This is a genomic window from Nocardioides sp. BGA-UO-ETr-FS32, from assembly GCF_059567905.1.
In genome coordinates this window covers 129,745-144,846 of the sequence record NZ_JCAQOX010000017.1, presented here as the reverse complement: position 1 = coordinate 144,846, position 15,102 = coordinate 129,745, and the positions used below count along the sequence as shown (strand labels likewise).

The 15,102-nt window shown below is 73.2% G+C and carries 21 protein-coding genes; 11 read left to right on the top strand and 10 right to left on the bottom strand.

What is annotated here, in order from left to right:
- Nucleotides 1–80: 80 nt before the first annotated feature.
- A complete protein-coding gene (locus tag AC57BS_RS20925; RefSeq protein ID WP_496413379.1) occupies nt 81–476 on the bottom strand; it encodes a hypothetical protein in 396 nt (131 codons plus the stop codon).
- Between AC57BS_RS20925 and AC57BS_RS20920 the strand changes: the two genes are divergently transcribed.
- Genes AC57BS_RS20920 through AC57BS_RS20905 form a run of 4 tightly spaced genes read left to right on the top strand, consistent with a single transcriptional unit; the run spans nt 475 to nt 3,194 of the window.
- Nucleotides 475–1,536 (top strand): HNH endonuclease signature motif containing protein, encoded by a 1,062-nt coding sequence (locus AC57BS_RS20920; RefSeq protein WP_496414214.1) that lies wholly within the window; start codon nt 475–477, stop codon nt 1,534–1,536. The two genes, AC57BS_RS20925 and AC57BS_RS20920, sit on opposite strands and share 2 nt — an antisense overlap.
- Before the next feature lie 10 nt (nt 1,537–1,546).
- On the top strand, nt 1,547–2,038 hold the full coding sequence (locus tag AC57BS_RS20915; RefSeq protein ID WP_496413378.1) for a PPOX class F420-dependent oxidoreductase: 492 nt from the start codon (nt 1,547–1,549) through the stop codon (nt 2,036–2,038).
- Nucleotides 2,039–2,087: 49 nt separating this feature from the next.
- The gene (locus AC57BS_RS20910) at nt 2,088–2,678 is read left to right on the top strand and encodes a rhomboid family intramembrane serine protease (protein WP_496413377.1); all 591 of its coding nucleotides are present in this window, start codon (nt 2,088–2,090) and stop codon (nt 2,676–2,678) included.
- 51 nt (nt 2,679–2,729) lie between these two features.
- Nucleotides 2,730–3,194, top strand: a complete 465-nt coding sequence (locus AC57BS_RS20905; protein ID WP_496413376.1) for a hypothetical protein — start codon at nt 2,730–2,732, stop codon at nt 3,192–3,194.
- Here AC57BS_RS20905 and AC57BS_RS20900 read toward each other — a convergent pair.
- From AC57BS_RS20900 to AC57BS_RS20880, 5 genes are all read right to left on the bottom strand, one after another.
- Nucleotides 3,191–4,201 carry a cation efflux transmembrane domain-containing protein gene (locus AC57BS_RS20900; protein WP_496413375.1) on the bottom strand — a complete coding sequence of 337 codons (1,011 nt, stop codon included), beginning with the start codon at nt 4,199–4,201 and terminating at the stop codon, nt 3,191–3,193. The genes AC57BS_RS20905 and AC57BS_RS20900 overlap by 4 nt on opposite strands.
- Nucleotides 4,198–4,695 (bottom strand): transporter substrate-binding domain-containing protein, encoded by a 498-nt coding sequence (locus AC57BS_RS20895; RefSeq protein WP_496413374.1) that lies wholly within the window; start codon nt 4,693–4,695, stop codon nt 4,198–4,200. Before AC57BS_RS20895 ends, AC57BS_RS20900 begins: the two co-directional genes overlap by 4 nt.
- On the bottom strand, nt 4,695–6,131 hold the full coding sequence (locus tag AC57BS_RS20890) for an FAD-dependent oxidoreductase (protein ID WP_496413373.1): 1,437 nt from the start codon (nt 6,129–6,131) through the stop codon (nt 4,695–4,697). The genes AC57BS_RS20895 and AC57BS_RS20890 overlap by 1 nt, the downstream gene beginning before the upstream one ends.
- Nucleotides 6,128–6,325 (bottom strand): hypothetical protein, encoded by a 198-nt coding sequence (locus AC57BS_RS20885; RefSeq protein ID WP_496413372.1) that lies wholly within the window; start codon nt 6,323–6,325, stop codon nt 6,128–6,130. The genes AC57BS_RS20890 and AC57BS_RS20885 overlap by 4 nt, the downstream gene beginning before the upstream one ends.
- Nucleotides 6,326–6,573: 248 nt before the next feature.
- Nucleotides 6,574–7,248, bottom strand: coding sequence for an HAD family hydrolase (locus tag AC57BS_RS20880; protein WP_496413371.1), 675 nt, complete (start codon nt 7,246–7,248; stop codon nt 6,574–6,576).
- Between the two features lie 123 nt (nt 7,249–7,371).
- On the opposite strand from AC57BS_RS20880, the gene AC57BS_RS20875 reads away from it, so the two are divergent.
- The 3 genes from AC57BS_RS20875 (at nt 7,372) to AC57BS_RS20865 (ending at nt 9,813) form a co-directional block, all read left to right on the top strand.
- Nucleotides 7,372–8,034 (top strand): hypothetical protein, encoded by a 663-nt coding sequence (locus tag AC57BS_RS20875; protein ID WP_496413370.1) that lies wholly within the window; start codon nt 7,372–7,374, stop codon nt 8,032–8,034.
- 70 nt (nt 8,035–8,104) lie between these two features.
- A complete protein-coding gene (locus tag AC57BS_RS20870) occupies nt 8,105–8,851 on the top strand; it encodes a response regulator transcription factor (RefSeq protein ID WP_496413369.1) in 747 nt (248 codons plus the stop codon).
- Entirely contained in the window at nt 8,851–9,813 is a 963-nt protein-coding gene (locus tag AC57BS_RS20865; protein WP_496413368.1) for a TIGR03557 family F420-dependent LLM class oxidoreductase, read from the top strand. The genes AC57BS_RS20870 and AC57BS_RS20865 overlap by 1 nt, the downstream gene beginning before the upstream one ends.
- A 19-nt stretch (nt 9,814–9,832) precedes the next feature.
- Here AC57BS_RS20865 and AC57BS_RS20860 read toward each other — a convergent pair whose 3' ends face one another.
- The 3 genes from AC57BS_RS20860 to AC57BS_RS20850 all read right to left on the bottom strand — a co-directional run bounded on the left by AC57BS_RS20860 (nt 9,833) and on the right by AC57BS_RS20850 (nt 11,569).
- Nucleotides 9,833–10,294 (bottom strand): hypothetical protein, encoded by a 462-nt coding sequence (locus AC57BS_RS20860; RefSeq protein ID WP_496413367.1) that lies wholly within the window; start codon nt 10,292–10,294, stop codon nt 9,833–9,835.
- 107 nt (nt 10,295–10,401) lie between these two features.
- Nucleotides 10,402–11,076, bottom strand: coding sequence for a DUF6766 family protein (locus tag AC57BS_RS20855; RefSeq protein ID WP_496413366.1), 675 nt, complete (start codon nt 11,074–11,076; stop codon nt 10,402–10,404).
- An 82-nt stretch (nt 11,077–11,158) separates the two neighbouring features.
- A complete protein-coding gene (locus AC57BS_RS20850) occupies nt 11,159–11,569 on the bottom strand; it encodes a hypothetical protein (protein WP_496413365.1) in 411 nt (136 codons plus the stop codon).
- 121 nt (nt 11,570–11,690) lie between these two features.
- On the opposite strand from AC57BS_RS20850, the gene AC57BS_RS20845 reads away from it, so the two are divergent.
- Nucleotides 11,691–12,119, top strand: a complete 429-nt coding sequence (locus tag AC57BS_RS20845; protein ID WP_496413364.1) for a CBS domain-containing protein — start codon at nt 11,691–11,693, stop codon at nt 12,117–12,119.
- Nucleotides 12,120–12,139: 20 nt separating this feature from the next.
- Here the strand turns inward: AC57BS_RS20845 and AC57BS_RS20840 are convergent, their stop codons facing one another.
- Nucleotides 12,140–12,646, bottom strand: a complete 507-nt coding sequence (locus AC57BS_RS20840) for a CinA family protein (RefSeq protein ID WP_496413363.1) — start codon at nt 12,644–12,646, stop codon at nt 12,140–12,142.
- Nucleotides 12,647–12,753: 107 nt separating this feature from the next.
- Between AC57BS_RS20840 and AC57BS_RS20835 the strand changes: the two genes are divergently transcribed.
- Genes AC57BS_RS20835 through AC57BS_RS20825 form a run of 3 tightly spaced genes read left to right on the top strand, consistent with a single transcriptional unit; the run spans nt 12,754 to nt 15,100 of the window.
- Nucleotides 12,754–13,935 carry an alcohol dehydrogenase catalytic domain-containing protein gene (locus AC57BS_RS20835; protein WP_496413362.1) on the top strand — a complete coding sequence of 394 codons (1,182 nt, stop codon included), beginning with the start codon at nt 12,754–12,756 and terminating at the stop codon, nt 13,933–13,935.
- Nucleotides 13,932–14,882 carry an iron-containing redox enzyme family protein gene (locus AC57BS_RS20830; protein ID WP_496413361.1) on the top strand — a complete coding sequence of 317 codons (951 nt, stop codon included), beginning with the start codon at nt 13,932–13,934 and terminating at the stop codon, nt 14,880–14,882. Before AC57BS_RS20835 ends, AC57BS_RS20830 begins: the two co-directional genes overlap by 4 nt.
- 8 nt (nt 14,883–14,890) lie before the next feature.
- Nucleotides 14,891–15,100 (top strand): CDGSH iron-sulfur domain-containing protein, encoded by a 210-nt coding sequence (locus tag AC57BS_RS20825; protein WP_496413360.1) that lies wholly within the window; start codon nt 14,891–14,893, stop codon nt 15,098–15,100.
- Nucleotides 15,101–15,102: the final 2 nt, after the last annotated feature.

Here is a 15,102-nt window from a genome sequence, read left to right as displayed (position 1 = left end):
CTGAGGCGGGCGAGTTGCGAGGGTAAGTAATAGCCCCCCGGGGGGCCTCCAGGAGCGACGACCGTTTACCAGCCGCGCGTTCACGCGGTGTGGAACCCGTCGTCGAGAGGAGGCCGATCGTGACCCACCCGATCGTCGCTGCCGCCACCGACGTACGCGCGTCGCTCAAGGCCGTGGCCGACGCGAACCCGACCTTCATGACCGTCGACGACAAGGCCGTCGCCCTGCGCGAGCTCGTCGCCGCCGAGTCCCAGCTGGCCGAGCTGCGGCTGCGGATCCTGGCCGACGCCGGCGACCTCGCCGAGCAGACGGCCGCCAAGGACGCTGCGGGGTGGCTCGCGCACGACACCCGCACCCGGGTCGCCGAGGCGCGTGCCGACCTCGCCCTCGCGACCGCGCTCGACCGCGAGCGCCCGACGCTGGCCGCCGCGATGCGCGAGGGCGCCGTGACCCTCGCGCAGGCCCACGTCATCCATCGNGGACGCTGCGGGGTGGCTCGCGCACGACACCCGCACCCGGGTCGCCGAGGCGCGTGCCGACCTCGCCCTCGCGACCGCGCTCGACCGCGAGCGCCCGACGCTGGCCGCCGCGATGCGCGAGGGCGCCGTGACCCTCGCGCAGGCCCACGTCATCCATCGCGCGCTCACCGCGCTGCCGGCCGTCGTGGACGCCGAGACGGTCTCCCGCGCCGAGGAGCACCTGGTCGACCGTGCCGACGAGTTCGGGCCCAAGGAGCTCGGCCGCATCGGGCGGCGCATCCTCGAGGTCGTCGCCCCCGGCGTCGCCGAGGCGGCAGAGGCCGCCCGGCTCGCCGACCTCGAGGCCAACGCCGCGCAGAAGACCCGGCTCACCCTGCGCCGCCTCGGTGACGGCACCACCCGCGTCTCCGGCCGGCTCCCCGACGCGGCCGCCACCCGGCTCGCGACCTACCTCGAGTCGTACGACAACCCGCGCGGAGCCGGCACCGAGCAGCCCGGCGACGCGGTCGCCCGGCTCGCCTACCCACGACGCATGGGGGAGGCCTTCGTCCGGTTCCTCGAGTCGGCCGACCCGTCGCGGATGCCGCTCCACGGCGGCGACGCGACCACGGTGGTCGTGACCGTCCAGCTCGCCGCGCTCCAGGCCGAGCTCGCGGCCGCGGGCCTCATCGGCGGCGGGCTCGTCCCCGGCGACGACCTCACCGGCGACCACATCAGTGCCGCACACGCGCGCCGGCTCGCGTGCACCGCCAGGATCCTGCCGGCCGTCCTCGGTGGCGAGAGCCTCCCACTCGACCTGGGCCGCGCGCGCCGGTTGTTCAGCCCCGCGCAGCGCAAGGCCCTCCTGGTCCGCGACCGCACCTGCCGCGCCGAGGGGTGCGACGTCCCCGGCACCTGGTGCGACGCCCACCACCTCGACCCGTGGTCCGCGGGCGGATCCACCGACCTCGCCGACGGCGTGCTGCTGTGCAGCCATCACCACCACCGCATCCACGACGACGCCTACCGGGTCGAACGGCTCGCCAGCGGTGACTTCCGGTTCCACCGACGCAGATAACCTCGACGCCATGGCACCCACCATCGCGACGAACACCGAGGTCGGGCTCGACGAGCTGCTGGAGTTCGTACGTCCGCGCCACCACATGCTGCTGATCACCGAACGCGCCGACGGCAGTCCGCAGGCCTCGCCCGTCACCGGCGGCGTCGACGACAGCGGCCGGATCGTCGTGGCGACGTACCCGCAGCGCGCCAAGACCAAGAACGCGCGCCGGCGTCCCGACGTCTCGGTCGTCGTGCTCTCCGACGAGTGGGACGGCGCTTGGGTGCAGGTCGACGGCACCTGCGAGGTGCTCGACGCGAGCGAGGGGGAGAGCGAGAACGAGGAGGCCCTGGACGCGTTCGTGGAGTACTTCCGCAACATCGCGGGCGAGCACTCCGACTGGGACGAGTACCGCCGGGCGATGGTCGACCAGGGCAAGTCGCTGCTGCGGATCACCCCGACCCGCTGGGGCACCGTCTCGACCGGCGGCTTCCCGCCCGAGGTCGCCGAGCGAGCCTGAGCCACCTGAGCGACCGCCGTCTTTCAGCCTGCCTGTCACGATGAACGGCATGCAGACCACCGCCCGGGAGCCCGCCTGGAAGGGCGCCGCGCTGCTCACCGGCGGGTTCGTCGTGGTGCTGTGGGTGCTCGAGATCTTCGACGCCGCCACTGGCAACCCGCTCGACGCGTACGGCGTGCGCCCCCGCAGCGAGGACGGGCTCGTCGGCATCGCGACCGCCCCGACGCTGCACTTCGGCTTCGACCACCTCGTCAGCAACACCGTCCCGGTGCTGGTCCTCGGGTTCCTCACCCTCGCCACCGGCGTCGCCCGCGGCCTGGCCGCGACGGCGATCATCTGGGTCGTCGGCGGGCTCGGCGTGTGGCTGTTCGCGCAGCCGGGCAGCAACCACGCCGGGGCCTCGGTGCTGATCTTCGGCTGGATCGTCTACCTGGTCGTGCGCGGCTTCCTCAACAAGCGCACGACCGAGATCTTCATCGGCGTCGCGGTCTTCCTGCTCTACAGCAGCGCGCTGCTCGGCGTCCTCCCCGGCCAGCCGGGCGTCTCGTGGCAGGGCCACCTGTTCGGCGCGATCGGCGGCTTCGTCGCGGCGCGGATGCTGACCACGCGGCAGCGCAGTGAGTCGAGCATCACGTACTGATCAGTAACGAACGCCGGACGGCGCCCGCCGGGCGCTCCTAGCCTGCGGGGCATGCGCGTTGACACCCTCCGCTCCCTGGTCCTGGCCGTCCTCCTCGTCCCCGCTCTCGCGGCCTGCTCGGGCGGCGACGGAGAGGCCGGCGAGGGGAGCGGTACGGCGACCAAGGCCTCGCAGGCCGAGAGCCAGGAGGCTGCCGAGTGGCGCGCCGCGCTCGAGGAGGAGCTGGGCACCGACACCTTCGACTTCGCCGCGCTCCAGCAGGCCGCGGCCGCCGACTGTGCGCGTACGGACGCCGCGGCGTGGACCGTCGAGCTGGCGCTGAGCGGCGACCTGTCGACGTCGGCCCTGACGCGCGTGGGCCTCGAGCACGCCTGCGAGGACGTGGTGCCGGCCTTCGACGAGGCGGTGGCGACCGTCGAGCAGGCCGCCGACCCGCTCGACCTGGTCTGCGGCCCGGGCGTCGAGCTGCCCGCCGAGGCCGCGCTCACCGCCGACCTCGTCTGCGCGAACCGCTAGTCGCCGACCCCGTCAGCCGCCGGGATCGTGTCGGGCAGGTCGCGCACGGGCATCACGACGACATCGTGGATCTTCCAGTCCAGGTCGCGCAGCACGCTGACGGCCGCCTCGAGCTGCTCGAGCGTGGGCGCGCGGTCCGCTGAGGGGCGTACGAACGCCTCCACGTGGAACACGTGGCCCTGGTCGCGCACCCGGCTGCGGCTGTCCTCGACCCAAGACAGGTTCGTGAGGGCCTCGTCGACCTGACGGGTGAGCCGGTGCGGGCGCTCGTCGTCGTACGTCCGGGCGCGCTCGTCCATCAGCGCAGACGTGGCGTGGCGGAGGTTGGTCCAGCCGTCGCGGACGATCGACAGCGAGATGAGGAGCGCGACGCCGGAGTCGGCCCACCACAGCCCCACGCCGATCCCGAGCACGCCCAGGATGGTGCCGGCGGCGGTCATCCAGTCGGCCTTCTGCATGTCGGCGTCGGCATAGAGGACCTTGTCGTGCAGCTCCTCGGCGAGGGGGAGCTTCATCCGGCCGAGGACGAACGGACCGATGCCGGTGTAGGTCATCGCGCCCACCATCAGCCAGCCCGCCCAGAAGGTCTGGCCCAGCAGCTGGACGGTGCCGATGGGCGGGTGCTCGGCGCGGATGAGCCCCATCGCCGACTCGACGGCCAGCAGCAGCCCGACCGCGAGCAGCGCGACCGCGGCCGTCAGGTGGCCGACTCCGGTCGCCCGGTGGAAGCCGTAGGGGTGGTCGGCGTCCGGACGGCGACGGCCGAACCGGACCGCGACCAGGAAGGCGAGCGGGGGGACGAGCGCGAGGCTGTCCTCGACCCAGGCGGTCTTCATCGCCTGCGAGCTGCCGGCGGTCGCGAAGACCACCGCCACGGCGCTGGCCATGTAGAGCAGGGTGATGACCTCGAGCCGCTTGGCCCGCCGCAGCGCGTGTGCCTGGCTCGGCGGCAGCTCGGTGTGCCCGAAGTGCTGGCGCGACCCGCCGGGCTCGGCCGCGGGGCTCACCGGGCACCGCCCTGATCATCGAGCCAGCGCTCGAGGCGCGACTGCAGGGCGTTCTCGCCCATCGGCACCATCATCACGTGCGCCTCCGTGGTGCCCGCGACCTCGACCTCGGCGTACGACCGGGTGAGGCCGACCTTGGAGACCCAGAGGTTGTCCTCGGTGAAGCCGCCGACGGCGAGGTCGATCTCGCCGTCCTCCAGCAGCCGCACCAGCTCCTCCTCGCCGGTGACGGTCCACTCGACGTCGGCGCCGAGAGACTCCGCGAAGGCCTCGACGAGCTCGGGCTCGCGCCCGGTCGGGGCACCGTCGCCCACCTCGACCCAGCCGGGCCGCGGCGAGGCGCCGACCCGTACGACTCCGTCGGCGCGGATGCGGTCGAGGGTGCCGTCAGGATCGGCGGGGAAGTCGTCTGGGAGCAGGGAGGTGCCGCAGCCGGCGAGCAGCACGGCCGCGGCCACGAGCACGAGCAGGCGCCGCAGCATCAGCCCGGCCATCAGTCCGGTAGGTCCGCCGAGCGCCTGCGCAGCGGCCGCGTGGCAGGCCCCTCGAGCACCTCGCCGTCGCGCGAGAAGCGCGACCCGTGCAGCGGGCAGTCCCACGTGTCCTCGGCGTCGTTCCACCGCAGCAGGCCGCCGAGGTGGGTGCAGACGCCGACGACGCCGCACTCGTGTGCCTGGGCGGACCCGCCGGCGCCGGGGAGCCGCTCGCGCACCGTCCGGACCGCGCCCGTGACGAGGGAGGCACCGACGCCGAGGTTGAAGCGGGCGACCTCGGCGACGCCCGACGGGTGCGGGATCCGCCGGTGCAGGCTCTTCGCCCACGACGGCTCCGCGCCGAGGATGTCGCCGGAGATGGCGCGGGCCGCGACGACCGCCGTGGCCATGCCCCACTTCTCGTAGCCGGTGGCGACGTGGATCCGGCCGCCGCCGCCCGGCAGGTGCCCGATGAACGGGAGCCCGTCGGGCGTGCGGTAGTCCTGCGCCGACCAGGCGTGCGTCTCGACGGCGCCGCGCCAGTGGCTCGCGGCCCACGAGCGGAGGGCCTCGACGTGGGCCTGCTCGGAGCGGGTGCGGCCTACCACGTGGCCGCTGCCGCCGACCAGCAGCACCCCGCCGGGCGCGTCGCGCACGGAGCGGGAGTCGCTGCCGGCGGAGAGGTACATGCCGTCGAGGTCCGGGCCGCCCGTGAACGCCAGCGCGTAGGAGCGCTGCGGCTCGAGCCGCGCGAAGTGCAGCCCTCGGTCGAGGATCGGTGCCCCGGTCGCCAGCACGAGGTGCCGGGCGCGGACGTCTCGGCCGTCCTCGAGGTGCGCGACGGGGTCGCCGGACGTCGAGACCGACCGGACCCGGCGGCCCTGGTGGATCGTGCCGCCGTGCTCGCGCACCTGCGCGGCGAGGGCGACCAGCACCTCCACCGCGTCGAGCTGGGCCTGGTCGGCGAGGACGGTGGCGCCGACGTGCGGGAACGGCACGTCGAGGCGATCACGCCACTCCACCGGCAGGCCGAGGGAGCCGGCGACCCGGTGCTCGCGCTCGACGGCGCTGAGCTCGCTTGTCGTCGCGGCGTACGTCACGGCAGCGCGCCGCTGGGTGGCGACGCCGTGGTCGTCGCAGAACCGCAGCAGCCACTCCATGCCCTCACGGCTGGCGTCGACGAAGGTGCGCGCCGTCGACTCCGACCCGTGCCGCCGGATCCGGGACAGGTGGGTGCCCTGGAGCAGCGAGACCTTGCCGGTCGTGTGCCCGGTGGTCACCGCGCCGACGTGGCGGGCCTCCACGCAGGCGACCCGCAGGCCGGCTCGCGCGAGCAGGAGCGTCGTGGTCAGGCCGGTGAGGCCGGCGCCGACCACGACCACGTCCAGCGGGGCGCCGGGTGCGGGCAGCTCGTCGTCGGGGACCGCGTCGGCGCGGTCGAGCCAAAGGGACGTCACGTGTCGGTGGCCGGTCCGGCGGGGGTGGCCCCGCCCTCGGACTCCCAGCCCTCGTCGCGGGTGTCGTGGGCCGGGTCGTCCTCGGAGTCGGGGGAGGAGTCGGGCTGGTTCACCGGGTCCGTGTCCAGGTGGGTCTGCGGGTCGCCCTGCGGGTCGGTGGTGGGACCGGTGGTGGCGTCGTCGTGGGCACTCATCGTCGTCTCCTCGAGGATCGGTGGAGCGGAACGCCCCTCCCGTACCCGGATGTCGAGCACGGATGCGTACGACGTGCGTATGCATCCGCGGTCAAGGGGTACCTGACGGCACGCCGGGGTCGTCCCGCCACGATCTCGGCGGCCAGGCGCGAGACCCGCCGGGGCCGACCTCCCGTACGCCGTGCGAGGTGGCCTCGGCGGGTGTCGTACCCCCTCGCGCCGCGGGGTCGGCGCTGCTCAGCGAGAGCTCAGCGAGAGCGCAGCGGGCTGTCCTCGAGGTGGGCCAGCAGGTCGCGCGGGCCGTCGTAGACCCAGGACGCGCCAGCGGTCCGCAGGCGCTCGGCACCGATGCCGCCGCTGCGCACGCCGATGCACGGGACGTCCGCGGCCTCGGCGGACAGTGCGTCCCACACCGCGTCGCCGACGACGATGGCCTTGCCGCCACCGGCCCGCTCGATCGCGAGCTGCACCATGTCGGGAGCGGGCTTGGTGGCGGCACCGTCGGAGCCGGTGACGACCCCGGCAAGGTTTCGGCGCACGTCGAGCAGGTCGAGCATCTCGTCGACGAGGTCGGCCTCCGAGGAGCTGGCGACGACGACCCGGTGGCCGGTCCCGACGAGTGCCTCGACGAGCTCGGAGGCGCCGTCGAGGCCGCAGACGGCCCGCAGGCCGGCGCGGAAGTACTTGTCGTGGAGCTCGCGCACGTCGTCGCCCACGGCGGCCTCGGCCGGGTCGCCGGAGACGTGCGCGACGAGGCGGTCGCCGCCCATGCCGATGGCCTCGTGGACCCGGACGGCGCTGACGTGCAGGCCGACGTCGTGGAAGGCGGCGTGCCACGCGGCGACGTGCTCGTAGACGGAGTCGACGAGGGTGCCGTCGAGGTCGAGCACGACGACGGGGTGAAGGAGGGGTTCAGCAGTCACGCCCGCACGTACCCCGTCGGGCGGGGTGGCATGCGCCGCAGTCGCCCGGGCGGGTGTGGTGTGGGCGCAGCGGGCGGAGGACCATCGAGGGCTCAGGCAACACAATGTGATGAGGGGATCGTCATGGAGCTGCTGCCTCAGAGCCGGGAGGCGTTGGACGAGTACGTCGCGGAGTCGGTCGACGACGTCGAGGGACTGCTGCGAGTGATCGAGGGGTGGGCGACCAGGGCCGTCCCCGACTGCGTGGCGCTCAGCGTCACCCTGCTCGACGAGGACCTGACCTTCACCCTGGTCGACGAGGAGGCCACGCGGCCGCAGGAGGGCGCCGACCCGCGGGGACGCGCGGGCGACGCGGCGCCCGAGCAGGCGTACGCGCTCGACGAGAGCGGGTGGGCCGACATGGCCCGCGAGCGGGCCTTCGCCGGCATCGCCAGCACGGTTTCTCTGCCGGTCGTCGAGCACGGCCGGGCGGTGCTCAACATCGACCTGTACGCGTCCACGGCCCATGCCTTCCGCGACCGCATCGACGGGCTGGTCCAGGCGCTCGGTGCCTGGCAGGCCGGTGCAGTGACCAACGCCGACCTGTCCTTCGAGACGCTCCGGCGCGCGGAGCTGGCCCCTGCACTGTTGCGCGAGCAGCGCCTCGTCGACGTGGCCGTGGGACTCGTCGCCGCCCGGATGGCGGTCACCACGCACGCTGCGGGTGCGCTGCTCGGCGAGGCCGCCGAGCAGGCCGGCGTCACCCGGATCCAGGCCGCGGGGGTGGCCCGGGTCCTGCTCGGGTAGCCGCGGCCGCGACGAACCACTACCGCAATCGCCCGTGTATGTCCCTCGCCCATGGGGGTACTGCGGGGTCATGCAACGACCTACTGCCCCCGCCTCGCGCCACGTCAAGGTGGCGATCATGGAGGAGAGCGAGCTCGTCGTCCACGGCCTCCGCGCCATGCTCGAGCCGCACTCCGCGCTGATCTCCGTCGTGGCCCACCGGGCCGACGGTCCTGCCCCCCTGTGTGACCTCACCCTCTACGAACCCCAGCGCCGCACCGCCGGCGTACGCCCCGCCCCGCAGCGGTTCCCGACCCGCATGGTCGCGTTCGGCTGGGACTGCAGCCCCGAGGCGGTGTCGACCGAGATGTCGCGCGGCGCCGCGGGCTTCGTCAGCAAATGGCTGCCCGGCCGGCGCCTGGTCTGGGACCTCCTCCAGATCGCCGACGGGCGCACCGTCGTCGACGCGTGGACCAGCCAGGCCGACGCGGAGAAGGCCGCCGCCCAGAACTGGCCGCTGACGCACCGCGAGACCGAGGTGCTGTCGATGATCGCCGCCGGCAAGGCCAACCGCGAGATCGCCGAGGAGACCAACCTCAGCATCAACTCGGTGAAGTCCTACATCCGCGGCGCCTACTCCAAGATCGAGGTGAGCTCGCGCTCGCAGGCCGTCCTCTGGGCGATCCAGCACGGACTGCTCATGTCGAGCGAGCCCGAGCCGGCCCGTCCGCCGATGACCCGCCAGCCCGTGCGCCAGCAGGCCCGCCAGCCCGTGCGCCAGCCCGTCCGCCAGTCGGCCGTCCCGCCGGTCCGGCCCGGGATGCCCGCCGCCCGCTGATGACCCGCTTCGGCTACTTCCTGTCGTGTGAGGAGTACGCGCCCGAGGAGCTCCTCGAGCAGGCGCGGCTCGCCGAGCGGGCGGGCTTCGACAGCCTCTGGATCAGCGACCACTTCCACCCGTGGACCAACGCCCAGGGGCAGTCGCCCTTCGTGTGGTCGATGATCGGCGCGGTCGCCCAGGTGTGCGACCTGCCGGTCACGACGGCCGTCACCTGCCCGACCGTGCGCACGCACCCGGCGATCATCGCGCAGGCCGCGGCGACGTCGGCGGTGCTCCTCGGCGAGGGACGGTTCACCCTCGGGGTCGGCTCCGGCGAGGCGCTCAACGAGCACGTGCTCGGTGACGTCTGGCCGCACACCGAGCTGCGGCTCGAGATGCTCGAGGAGGCGGTCGAGGTGATCCGCGAGCTGTGGACCGGCGAGGTGGTCTCCCACGAGGGACGGCACTACACCGTGGACACCGCGCGGATCTACACGCTGCCCGACGAGCCGCCGCCGATCTACATGAGCGCGTTCGGACCCAAGGCGCTCGACGTCGCGTGCCGGATCGCCGACGGGTTCATCACCACGCAGCCCGAGGCCGAGTCCGTGGAGACGTTCCGCGCGGCCAAGGGGGCCGACGCCCCGGCCCAGGCCGGCTTCAAGGTCGCGTGGGGACCCTCTCGCGACGAGGCGATCGACGCGGCGTACGAGCTGTGGCCCAACTCCGGCGTCCCGGGCGAGCTGGCCCAGGTGCTCCCCAGCCCGCAGCACTTCGAGCAGGCCAGCGAGCTCGTCACGCGCGAGAAGTTCGCCGAGAAGGGCGCCTTCGGTCCCGACGTCGCCGAGCACGTGGAGGCGTACGCACCGTTCGTCGACGCGGGCTTCGACGAGGTGTACGTCGCCAACATGGGTCCGCACTACGCCGACATGCTCGCGGCGTACGGCTCCGACGTCCTGCCGCAGCTGCGCGGGCGCTAGGACTGTCCGTACGACGTGGTCAGTCGTCGTACTCGGGGTGGCCCTCGACGTCCGCCGGGCGCGCCTCGTGGCCCTCGCGACCGCGGGTGCGGCGCAGCTCCTTCATCTCCGCCTCGAAGACGTGGCGCTGGCCGTTCATGAGCTCGTCGAGGGCGCGCTGGTGCAGGCCCTTGGTGCGGGCGTAGAAGCCGTCGTCGAAGGCCTCGACCATCTGGAAGGACCACATGCCCGGCAGCGGGTTCTGGCCGAGCGCGTCGTGGTCGAGGGCGTCGGCCAGGTCGTCGTGGCCTGCGTCGCGCACCAGCTCGGTCGCCTCCTCGAGGGTGCTCTCTGCGCTGCCCATCAGCCGGTGGAAGGCGTAGAGGTGGCCGCGGGCGTCCTCGACGTGGTCGAGGGCGGCCGACAGCTTGCCGACGGCCTCGACGGTGGCGTCGGTGACCCCGTCGGGGCGGCGGTGCTCGGGGGAGGGCTGGTCGCTCATGGTCCGAGCGTCACAGGGTGTTGCCCTGGTCCGCCACCTGCGAAGGGGCGGGTAGGTACCCTCGTCCGCGCCCGGACGGGCCAGGGTGGGTCGGTGGCCCGGTCGTCCTAGCCCTCCACACCGGTGGAGTCGTGGGGTTCGCCGACCGGCTTGCTCTGCGGCGAGCCGCGTTGCCGGAGGTAGATGGCGAGGACGGCCATCGTGCCGACGGCCAGGAACTCGCTCTGCCAGTTCTGCAGCGTGCGGGCCCAGAAGTCCGCGTTGGCGAGGTACGACGTCCAGCTGATCGGGTCCTGGAGCTGCTGCAGGCGGTCCTCGTTGAAGGCGGCCCATCCCGCCACGGACTGCACGAGCCAGGAGCCGAGGAAGATCGCTCCCATGACGATCGCCAGGGAGGAGGAGTAGACGCGGGTGCGCCAGTCGTCGGTCCTGGCCCACGCAGGCGAGTCGGCTCGGGCGTGGGAGCCGATCTTCTGGTCCTCGTCCGACTCCCTGCCGACCTTGTCGAGCTCCTTCGACTCCGGGGACCCCCGCTGCAGCAGCCACACCGTCGCCATCAGGTAGACCCAGAACTGCAGGAACTCGCTCTGCCAGTTCTCCGCGACGTCGACCGCGAACTCCGACGAGGTGACGTAGCCGGCCCAGGTGAGCCGGTCGAGGTGCTCCGCGGCCAGCACCGCGTTGGCCTGGTGCCAGCCCGCGACGGACTGCCCGGCGAGGCTCAGGACGAACAGCGCGAGGAAGAACAGGCTGAGGGAGTTGTGCCGGAGGAACGTGCGCATCACGAGTGCCTCAGGGCGAGGAGGAGCAGCACGGCCAGCCCGCCGCAGATGAGCAGCAGGTAGACGACGAACACGGCGCGCATCAGGGCAGTCCGATGCTGCAGTCGTACGGCTCCCGCGGGACGTCCGTGCACGCGGCCGCCACCACCAGCCACCGGCCGTCGAACCGGGAGAGGAAGACGGTCTGGGTGCCGACGCGCACCTGCGCCATCGAGTCGAAGACCTGCACCCGGACGTCACCCGTGCCCCCGGCGAGGTCCTCCTCGAGCACAGCGGTCGGGCACGCCTTGCCGCTCGTCTGCTCCAGCTCGTCCCGCGTCGGGGCCGCGAGCGCCGCGCACGCGGCGGCTCCGTCCCGGTCGCTCACAGCGTCGAACAGGTCCTGGGCCGCGGACCCCGCTGCGGCGTCCTGCGAGCCGGCGCACCCGGCGAGGAGCAGGGCGACCGGGAGGGCGAGAACCAGGTGGTGCGGGTCGAAGCGCGGCTGGGGCACGTACGACGTCTACCACGGCGGCCTGCTCACACGCACCGCCCGTCAGGCGGATCACGTGGGCGACGGTGGGTACCGAACGTGCTCGGACAACAGCACCACCGGATCGAGGGAGGAACAGGACATGACGACCGCACGAGACATCATGACGACGGGCGCAGAGTGCGCATCGGTGGACGACACCGTCACCGAGGCGGCTCGCAAGATGCGCGACCTGGGCGTCGGCGCCCTGCCGATCTGCGGTGAGGACAACAGGCTCGCGGGGATGATCACCGACCGCGACATCGTCCTGAACTGCGTGGCGGAGGGCATGGACACCACGACGGTGCGCGTGAAGGACTACGCCGGCGACGAGGTGGTCACGATCGGTGCCGACGACGACATCGAGGAGGCGCTCGACACCATGGCGCGCGCCGGGGTGCGCCGCCTGCCGGTCATCGACGGGCACGACCTCGTCGGGATGATCAGCCAGGCCGACATCGCCAAGAACCTCCCCGAGGAGCACGCCGGCCGACTCGTCGAGGCCATCTCCGCGGCCCCGTCGACCGACTGACCCGAGGTTCGATCAGCCGTTCACCCGGCCGTCGGACGTCCCGGCGGCCGGGTGGTCAGCACCCGGAGCAGCTCGTCGAGGGCGAGGGACGTCGCGGCGGCGACCACCTCGGTCGGGTCGCCCTCGAGCACCACGTGCCGCGACTCCACGCCGTCGGCCTCGGCCACGGCCAGGTGCACCGTCCCGGGCGGGCACCCCTCCTGCGGGCCGGGGCCACCGACCCCGGTGATGCCGAGCGCGACGTCGGCGCCCAGCAGGGCGCGTACGCCCGTGGCCATCTCGCGTGCGCAGCTGTCGGTCACCACCGGGCCGCGGGTCACGCCCAGCACCTCGAACTTGACCTCCTCGTCGTAGGCCACCACGGCACCGCGGTACCACTCCGACGCCGCGGCACCCCGACCGAGCACCGACGAGATCCGCCCGGCGGTCAGCGACTCCGCCACGGCGATCCGTACGCCGCTGTCGGTGGCGAGCTCGGCCACGCGGTCGGCGCGCTCCTCGTCGGTCATCCCGTCCACCTGGGCCATCTGCGCCTCCTGCACGTCCTGGTCGCACGTCGGTTCCCCGCGGCCCACGCTGCCATGCGCACTCGATCCCATGCATGGACGAGCGCGGCTGGGGCACTGGTCACTCCATGAAGGCAGTCACCTGGCAAGGCAAGCAGGACATGCAGGTCGTGGAGGTCCCCGACGCGAGGATCGAGGAGCGCACCGACGTCGTCATCGAGGTGACGTCGACGGGGCTCTGCGGATCGGACCTGCACCTCTACGACCCGCTCACCCCGTTCATGACCGCGGGCGACATCGTCGGCCACGAGCCCATGGGCATCGTCCGCGACGTCGGCTCGGCGGTGACCACGCTGAGCGCCGGCGACCGGGTCGTCGTCCCGTTCAACATCAGCTGCGGCACATGCTGGATGTGCAGCCGCGGCCTCCACAGCCAGTGCGAGACCACCCAGAACCGCGACACCGGCACCGGCGCCAGCCTGTTCGGCTACAGCAAGCTGTACGGCCGGGTGCCCGGCGGTCAGGCCGAGCTGCTGCGCGTCCCGTTCGCCGACACGCTGCCGATCAAGGTGGAGCACGGCCCGCCGGACGACCGCTTCCTCTTCCTCTCCGACGTGCTGCCGACCGCGTGGCAGGCCGTGGAGTACGCCGACGTCGAGGACGGCGGCACCCTGCTCGTCGTCGGTGCCGGACCGATCGGTGACATGGCCGCGCGCATCGGCATGCACCGCGGGCTGCGCGTGATCGTGGTCGACTCCGTGCGCGAGCGGCTCGCGCGCGTCCACGGCCGCGGCGCGGAGACGATCGACTTCACCGAGGTCGACGGCGTGGGCGACGCGGTGCGTGCGCTGACCGACGGCCGCGGTGCCGACGCCGTGATCGACGCCGTCGGCATGGAGGCGCACGGCTCGCCGGTCGCCGAGACCGCGCAGAAGGCGCTCGGCCTGCTGCCCAAGAAGGTGCAGGAGAAGGTCATGCTCAACGTCGGCGTCGACCGGCTCGCGGCGCTGATGAGCGCCATCGACTCCGTGCGCCGCGGCGGCACCATCAGCATCTCGGGCGTCTACGGCGCCCCGACCGACCCGCTGCCGATGTTCGAGCTTTTCGACAAGCAGGTGCAGATCCGGATGGGCCAGGCCAACGTGCGCCGCTGGAGCGACGACATCCTCGACCTGCTGCAGCAGGAGGACGACCACCTGGGCGTCGAGTCCTTCGCCACCCACCACCTGCCGCTCGACGACGCCCCCGAGGCCTACCGCAAGTTCCGCGACAAGGAGGACGGCATGGTCAAGGTGGTGTTCCGCCCATGAGGCTGCCCAAGCCGCGCGGCCCGCTGAGCGAGTGGCTGGTCGCGCGCCTGGCCGGCACGGGCGCGGCGGGAACCGCGCCCGCCGCCGACTCGTGGGACGACGAGTGCATCTCCCTGTGGACCCTGCACGAGCTGTCCTTTCGCGGGTTCGAGGACGCCGACGACCGCGCCGAGTGGGACCCGGGCCTGCTGGGCGTGCGCCACGACCTCGAGACTGCGCTCGAAGGGCGGCTGCGCGAGCGGTGGGCCCGCACGGACCCGGCTCCCGTGGCACCGGCGGACGTCCCGGCGGCGCTGGAGGCCGTGGTCGCCGAGGACGACGGGCCGTCGCTCGCCGACCACGTACGCCGCCACGCCGACCGCGACCAGGTGCTCGAGCTGCTGCGGCAGCGCTCGGTCTACCACCTCAAGGAGTCCGACCCGTCGGCCTTCGTCGTGCCGCGGCTGCCGGTGCGGGCCAAGGCCGCGCTGATGGCCCTGCAGTTCGACGAGTACGGCGACGGCGACCCCAACCGGCTGCACTCCCACCTCTTCGCCCGCGGCCTCGAGGCCGTCGGGCTGCGTGCCGAGTACGGCGCATACGTCGACGACGCGATGCCCGAGACCCTCGAGATGAACAACGCCGGCTCCCTCCTCGGGCTGCACCGGCGCCTGCGCGGGGCGGCGATGGGACACCTCGCGGCGTTCGAGATGACCAGCTCGCTGCCCTCGCGCAAGATGGTGCAGGGCCTCGAGCGGCTGGAGCTCGACGGGCCGATGTCGGCCTACTACGACGAGCACGTCGAGGCAGACGCCATCCACGAGCACCTCGCCTCGCGCGACATCTGCGGCACCCTCGCCGAGGACGAGCCCGACCAGGCGGGGGAGATCCTGTTCGGCGCGTACACCTGCCTCGACGTCGAGGCCCGCTTCGCGACCGCCCTGCTGGCGTCCTGGGGTGCGCAGTGACCGGGCCGGTGAGCGGCCCCGCGTCCGCGCGCGACTTCGAGCACCCCGACGTGGTGCTCGTGCCGCACGGGCCGATGCTGCTGCGCGGCGTGGAGTCGGTGCAGGACCTCGACGGGACGGTGCACGCGGTCGAGCGGCCGGTCGTCGCGCTGTGCCGCTGCGAGAAGTCGAGCCGGCTGCCCTGGTGCGACGGGACGCACAAGGTCATCCCGCGCTGAGG

Bases quoted from the DNA above. Each gene is read 5' to 3' on its own strand.
- AC57BS_RS20925 (WP_496413379.1), bottom strand. From the start codon at position 476: ATGGATGACGTGGGCCTGCGCGAGGGTCACGGCGCCCTCGCGCATCGC.
- AC57BS_RS20915 (WP_496413378.1), top strand. From the start codon at position 1,547: ATGGCACCCACCATCGCGACGAACACCGAGGTCGGGCTCGACGAGCTG.
- AC57BS_RS20910 (WP_496413377.1), top strand. From the start codon at position 2,088: ATGCAGACCACCGCCCGGGAGCCCGCCTGGAAGGGCGCCGCGCTGCTC.
- AC57BS_RS20905 (WP_496413376.1), top strand. From the start codon at position 2,730: ATGCGCGTTGACACCCTCCGCTCCCTGGTCCTGGCCGTCCTCCTCGTC.
- AC57BS_RS20895 (WP_496413374.1), bottom strand. From the start codon at position 4,695: ATGGCCGGGCTGATGCTGCGGCGCCTGCTCGTGCTCGTGGCCGCGGCC.
- AC57BS_RS20885 (WP_496413372.1), bottom strand. From the start codon at position 6,325: ATGAGTGCCCACGACGACGCCACCACCGGTCCCACCACCGACCCGCAG.
- AC57BS_RS20875 (WP_496413370.1), top strand. From the start codon at position 7,372: ATGGAGCTGCTGCCTCAGAGCCGGGAGGCGTTGGACGAGTACGTCGCG.
- AC57BS_RS20870 (WP_496413369.1), top strand. From the start codon at position 8,105: ATGCAACGACCTACTGCCCCCGCCTCGCGCCACGTCAAGGTGGCGATC.
- AC57BS_RS20865 (WP_496413368.1), top strand. From the start codon at position 8,851: ATGACCCGCTTCGGCTACTTCCTGTCGTGTGAGGAGTACGCGCCCGAG.
- AC57BS_RS20860 (WP_496413367.1), bottom strand. From the start codon at position 10,294: ATGAGCGACCAGCCCTCCCCCGAGCACCGCCGCCCCGACGGGGTCACC.
- AC57BS_RS20855 (WP_496413366.1), bottom strand. From the start codon at position 11,076: ATGCGCACGTTCCTCCGGCACAACTCCCTCAGCCTGTTCTTCCTCGCG.
- AC57BS_RS20845 (WP_496413364.1), top strand. From the start codon at position 11,691: ATGACGACCGCACGAGACATCATGACGACGGGCGCAGAGTGCGCATCG.
- AC57BS_RS20840 (WP_496413363.1), bottom strand. From the start codon at position 12,646: ATGGCCCAGGTGGACGGGATGACCGACGAGGAGCGCGCCGACCGCGTG.
- AC57BS_RS20835 (WP_496413362.1), top strand. From the start codon at position 12,754: ATGAAGGCAGTCACCTGGCAAGGCAAGCAGGACATGCAGGTCGTGGAG.
- AC57BS_RS20830 (WP_496413361.1), top strand. From the start codon at position 13,932: ATGAGGCTGCCCAAGCCGCGCGGCCCGCTGAGCGAGTGGCTGGTCGCG.